This window comes from Paenibacillus sp. 3LSP, assembly GCF_032465655.1.
GTDB classification, from domain to species: domain Bacteria; phylum Bacillota; class Bacilli; order Paenibacillales; family Paenibacillaceae; genus Fontibacillus; species Fontibacillus barengoltzii.
Map to the genome: position 1 here is coordinate 1 of NZ_JAWDJI010000128.1, position 5,558 is coordinate 5,558.

4 protein-coding genes are annotated in these 5,558 nt (G+C 54.6%); 2 read left to right on the forward strand and 2 right to left on the reverse strand.

Annotated elements, in window-relative coordinates:
* Positions 1–117 precede the first annotated feature (117 nt).
* Complete coding sequence (locus tag RW092_RS10215; RefSeq protein WP_316010148.1) at positions 118–1,161, forward strand: glycoside hydrolase family 172 protein; 1,044 nt, start codon at positions 118–120, stop codon at positions 1,159–1,161.
* Between the two features lie 133 nt (positions 1,162–1,294).
* Here RW092_RS10215 and RW092_RS10220 read toward each other — a convergent pair whose 3' ends face one another.
* Both RW092_RS10220 and RW092_RS10225 read right to left on the reverse strand, forming a co-directional pair.
* The gene (locus tag RW092_RS10220) at positions 1,295–3,349 is read right to left on the reverse strand and encodes an LTA synthase family protein (protein ID WP_316010149.1); all 2,055 of its coding nucleotides are present in this window, start codon (positions 3,347–3,349) and stop codon (positions 1,295–1,297) included.
* A gap of 60 nt (positions 3,350–3,409) precedes the next feature.
* Complete coding sequence (locus RW092_RS10225) at positions 3,410–4,555, reverse strand: THUMP domain-containing class I SAM-dependent RNA methyltransferase (protein WP_016312788.1); 1,146 nt, start codon at positions 4,553–4,555, stop codon at positions 3,410–3,412.
* 132 nt (positions 4,556–4,687) lie between these two features.
* On the opposite strand from RW092_RS10225, the gene RW092_RS10230 reads away from it, so the two are divergent.
* A complete protein-coding gene (locus RW092_RS10230) occupies positions 4,688–5,317 on the forward strand; it encodes an O-methyltransferase (RefSeq protein ID WP_316010150.1) in 630 nt (209 codons plus the stop codon).
* Positions 5,318–5,558: the final 241 nt, after the last annotated feature.

Here is a 5,558-nt window from a genome sequence, read left to right on the forward strand (position 1 = left end):
GCAGCGTGCCGACCGTCGCTCGCATTTTTGCTCTCGCGCCACGTGCTCAGGCAGATTTAAAACCGAGGGCTTGACAAAAACGTTCATAGCAACGGACTAGATCTAGGATTAGGCAACTTGTACCGGTTGTCGCCGGCGAAGACAAGATCAATCAGTGCGGAGAATTTTACCGGCGCTAAAGGGCAAGGCGGCATGGCGACAGAAGGAACCGGGGCGGAGTGCGCCCGTGATCTTGGGCAAGGCTGGAAGGTCTCCCCGTCGGTAAATATCGCGGCAGGCCAGACCTTTATGGTGGCGGAGATCGACGGGCCGGGTGCGATTCAGCATATTTGGCTGACCTGTTTTCCAGAAAGCTGGCGTCATATGATCTTGCGGATGTACTGGGACGATGAGGACACTCCAAGCGTAGAGACACCGCTGGGCGACTTCTTCTGCAACGGCTGGTGCGAGCGCAGCAACGTCAGTTCGCTGCCGATCGCGGTGAATCCGGCCGGCGGGATGAACAGTTACTGGGTGATGCCGTTCCGCAAGAAGGCCAAAATCACCATCGAAAACCGGATGGATTCGGCGGTTGTCTTGTATTACCAAATCGACTACACCTTAACCGAGGTACCGGACGATGCTGCGTATTTTCACGCCCAATGGAGAAGAAGCAACCCGGTTTGCTACAAGGACGTGCATGTGCTGTTAGACGGCGTATGCGGCAAAGGGCATTACGTCGGTACATATCTGGCGTGGCAGGTGAACAATAATGGCTGGTGGGGGGAAGGCGAGATCAAGTTCTACATGGATGGAGATCAGGATTTCCCGACCATTTGCGGCACTGGCACGGAGGACTATTTCGGCGGGGCATGGAACTTCGAGCAACCCAAAGGAGAATATGGCTCCTACTCCACGCCATACTTAGGGCTACATCAGATCATTAAGCCCGACGGCCTGTACCGAAGCCAGCAGCGCTTTGGCATGTACCGCTGGCATGTCATGGACCCGATCCGCTTCGAAGCGGATTTGCGGGTGACGATTCAGGCGCTGGGCTGGCGCTCCTGCGGCCGCTATTTACCGCTGCAAGATGACATCGCCTCCGTCAGCTACTGGTATCAATCCGAGCCGCATGCCGCTTACCCGCAGCTGCCGGATAACGATGGGCTGGAAGTCATCTAACCAGCCAAAGGAGGGGATGACATGCAAAGCAGCATTTCGCCTGGTCCAGACTGACAGATGACGTGCGGGACTGACGGTTCAAGCCGATTGGATGCATCGTCCGCGAATCCAGTGTCTCCCCCCATCCTGCTCGTTAGTTCTCCTTGCGGAACGTCGCAATCAAATCGGAAGTGATGATTTCGTCTGAGATGCGCAGACGGTTCATCGCTTCTTCGTGCTTCGCGCGGCATGCCTCGATCTCGGTAACCTTCCGGCTGATCAAGTCGTAGCAGCTGCCGTTCGTAAACAAGTTATCGTCGGATGGAATATAGTAGCGCTCGCCGTCTGTATACGCGCCGGAGCGCAGCACGACCAACCGATCCCTTGCACGTTCACTTCCCAGATCGGCAAATAGATTATTCCCCATCATGTAGTAGGAGTCTGAGGAAAAACCTAACAGATGCAGCAACGACGGCGTGAGGTCAAGCTGACCAGCAGGCTCCTCGTAGACGCCGGCGTGCTGGCCGTCCGGCAGATGGATGAGCAGCGGCACCTGATTCATGATCTGGTGCATATCAAGCTCGCTCAGCGATTCGCCGAAAAACTGCTCATACACCGCTTTGTCGGTGATCGAGTTGTCGTGATCCCCATAGAAGGCCAAAATCGTATGATCCCACAATCCTTCCTGCTTTAAGCCCTCCACGAACTCTCCAAGCGCGGCATCCACGTAATGCACGGCCTGCAAATAATCGCCGAATATCGTGCCCTTGAATTCGCCGGTATCCAGTTCCTGCAATCCAGCCGGCAGCGTATAAGGATGATGACTCGATAAGGTGATCATAAACGAATAAAAGGGCTGTTTCTCCTGAGCCATGATCGTGAGCGACTGCCGGAAGAAGGATTTATCTCCCAGCGACCAGCCCAGAGGCTCGTCCAGCTGGAAGTCTTTTTTGCTGTAAAACCGGTCGTAGCCCATCGCTTGATACATATTGTTCCGGTTCCAGAAGCTGCCCTCGTACGCGTGAAAAGCATCGGCAGTATAGCTGGCTTCTGTCTTCAGAATCTGCGGCAGCACGTCAAACGTATGGTTCGGATAACGGACAGCGACCGAGCCTGTGGGCAACGGATGCAAGGAGCTGTTGGAGGAGAAGTCCGCATCCGAGGTGCGCCCTTGACCGGTTTGATGATAGAAGTTCGAGAAATAGAGACTCTCACCCATCAGCTTGTTGAAATTCGGCGTGATTTCTTGGCCGCTTATGGTTTTGCCGATCATGAAATTCATAAAGGCTTCGGCCTGAATGACGATCACATTGCTGCCAGCATACTTCCCAAACAGGGCATTGTCCGCTTGGCGGCGCTGGCTAGCTTCGATGAACCACTGGCGGATCTCTTCCTGCTCCTCGGGGCTGACCGTTTGGCCGCCTCCGAGATGCTCCTTGAGGTAACGGCTTGCATCATAGTAATGGAAGCCTAGCAAGCCGGTCACGTTGTATAAGGAGACGTTCCACCAGTTGTTTTCGAACAACCCGACCGCCCAGGTTTGGGTATAAAAGCGAATGGGTCCCAACGTAAGCGCAAAGCCAAGTACAAAGATGCCGATCCCCGTATACAGGCGGCGGAATCTGCGCCAGCCGAGCGTGCGGCGAGAGGTGCCGCTAAAGGAAATGGGCGAGAAGGAGCCGCGCCCCAAGGCGTTGGATCTGCTGGTGCTGCGGAGCCAACCCGAAGGATGGCGGTTACCGCCTCCGTGTCTTATGCGGCGCACAGCCATAAACACCGCCCAAACCGCCCAATCGGCGATCAGCCACAGATCGGCAACGCGGATCAGCTCGCGGATGCTCCCGCCCAGATCCCCAACTTGTCCAGCTTGCAGCAGGACGGGCACAGTGAGAAAATCGCCAAAATAGCGGTAATAGACCAAATCGGCGAAGATGAGTACGGTGAGCAGTACGTTTAGCGCTCCCAAGGCGATACTTCTTCCCTGTGGGGGCAGCCATAACGTCCAGAACGAGGCCAACAGAATGGAACCGATGGCGATCAGATCGTCCAGCAGGTTCATGTCGATGTAACGGGCATGCAGATTATTATGCAAAATGACCAGTTTCATAAAAATCGCGGCCACAAAAAAGAAATAAACAAAATGGCGGTACTGCAGCCGAAGGCGGAATCGATTGCCGAAACCACCGCGATGAGATGTCAAACGCAGCATGACGACCTATTCGCTCCTTTCCTTGCTAAGGTGTAAAAGGGAGAGACCCTCCCTCTGCACCTAATGGCGCGGAGGAAGGGGCCCGAGATACTGCAAATATTGGCATTCGATACGCCCGTTGAACAGCTTGCGGCGCTTGTCCGCTTTGCGCTGGAAGTCGTGCTCGAACTGCTTGGTTGGTGTCAGTGCGAAAAAAGACCACGTCGGCAGTCCGGCCATCACTCTCCCGAGCTGGGCGATCAGCTTGCGCACTTCCTTCTCTTCCCCAATCCGCTCACCGTATGGCGGGTTGGTGATCATCACGCCGTAATCGCCCTGCGGCTGGACTTTGGCGGCAGGCATGCAGGCGAACCGGATTTCGTTCGCCAGCCCGGCGCTTTTGGCCGCGGCTTTAGCGATTTCGATCGCGGCCGGGTCAATGTCGCTGCCGGCAATGTTCAGCGGTACATCGTCCCGTACCGCGTCAATCGCCTCGTCGCGCGCTTGCTGCCACAGCTCTGGCGGCACAACCGGCCATCGCTCGGCGTTAAACGTGCGCCGCAAGCCCGGCGCTATGTTCCAGCCGATCATCGCTGCCTCGATCGGCAACGTTCCCGAACCGCAGCACGGATCGTAGAACGGACGCACCGGGTTTTGATTCCAGCGGCTGAGCAGAATCATCGCCGCGGCCATCGTCTCCTTGAGCGGTGCTTCGGTCGCGTGCTTGCGGTAGCCGCGCTTATGCAGCGCCGGACCGGTCGTGTCGAGTGTCAGCAGCGCTTTGTCGTTAAGCAGATTCACTTCAATCACGTATCGCGGTCCGGTTTCTTCGAACCACTCGGTGTGATAGGATTGCTTCAGCTTTTCGACAATCGCTTTTTTCACGATCCCCTGACACGCCGGCACACTGCTAAGCTGCGATTTGTGCGAGCGTCCCTCCACCGGAAACTCTCCATTAACCGGGATAAAATCTTGCCAAGGCAGTGCCTTGGTGCCTTCAAACAGCTCGTCAAAGGTGACGGCCGTAAATTCGCCCATTTTGATAAGGACGCGATCCGAGGTTCTTAGCCACAAATTACAGCGGCAAATATCGATGAAATCTCCGGTGAAATTCACCCTGCCGTTCTCCACCGCCGTATCTTCATAACCTAATTCTTTGAGTTCACGCGCCACCACGGCCTCCAGGCCCATCGGGGCGGTGGCGATCAGTTGCAAAGGTCCAGCCATATTTACGTCAATCACTCCAGCTTCGCATAGACTTGTGAGAATAGCGGAAAAACCATACAATTCAGTATAGGCCAATGTCTAACAAGTTACAAACGGTTCTTAAGTATGAACGGATGAAAGGAAGATTATTCGATGCTGACGCCGGAGGAATACGGTGATGAATTATACGCCAAGGATGAAGTGCTGGAACGGGTAACCCAATCCATCGCCAACCATGGGATGCGGGATGTGTCGATTGCGCCGGGATATGGGCGGCTGTTAACGCTGCTCGTCAAGCTGGCCGGAGCCAAATCCGTGTTGGAAATCGGCGCGCTGGGCGGATACAGCGGCATTTGCATGGCGCGGGGATTGCCTGCGGACGGGCGGCTCGTGTCCTTGGAGTTGAAGGAAGAGAACGCCGAACTGGCACGAACCAATTTGCATGAAGCCGGATACGGGCAGATGGTGGAATACATGGTAGGCCCCGCGCTGGACAGCTTGCATATTCTGGAGCAACGGGGGGAGCAGTTTGATTTCTTTTTGATCGATGCGGATAAGGAAAACTACCCGAACTATCTCGAATATGCGATCAAGCTGGCGAAACCGGGAGCGCTGATTGCCGGGGATAATATTCTGCTGCGCGGCCGGACGTTAAATCCCGACAAAAATGGACCGTCGGTACAAGCGATGCGCAGATTCAACGAGATGATCGCCACGGACGAGCGTCTGATCAGCACATTGCTGCCGGCATATGACGGGTTGGCGCTGGCGATGGTGAAGTAAGGCTTCCGACAAAAAGAACTATAGGGTAAGACAAGAACCTGCTGTAATGGCGGGTTTTTTAACGCGGCAAGTTACCAAGGATGTACTATATTTTACAAAAAATAAATAATTCTTCACAAAAATGCATCGAATCGTGTATAATTTGGACATCAGTAATTTTCCCCAGTATTAGCATCCTCTTCTATTTATTTAACATGAATTCGGAATGTAGCCTAGCCAAAATCTGAGAGATTCACGTTGT

Coding starts and splice junctions, on each gene's coding strand:
- RW092_RS10220 (WP_316010149.1), bottom strand. CDS start 3,349: ATGCTGCGTTTGACATCTCATCGCGGTGGTTTCGGCAATCGATTCCGC.
- RW092_RS10225 (WP_016312788.1), bottom strand. CDS start 4,555: ATGGCTGGACCTTTGCAACTGATCGCCACCGCCCCGATGGGCCTGGAG.
- RW092_RS10230 (WP_316010150.1), top strand. CDS start 4,688: ATGCTGACGCCGGAGGAATACGGTGATGAATTATACGCCAAGGATGAA.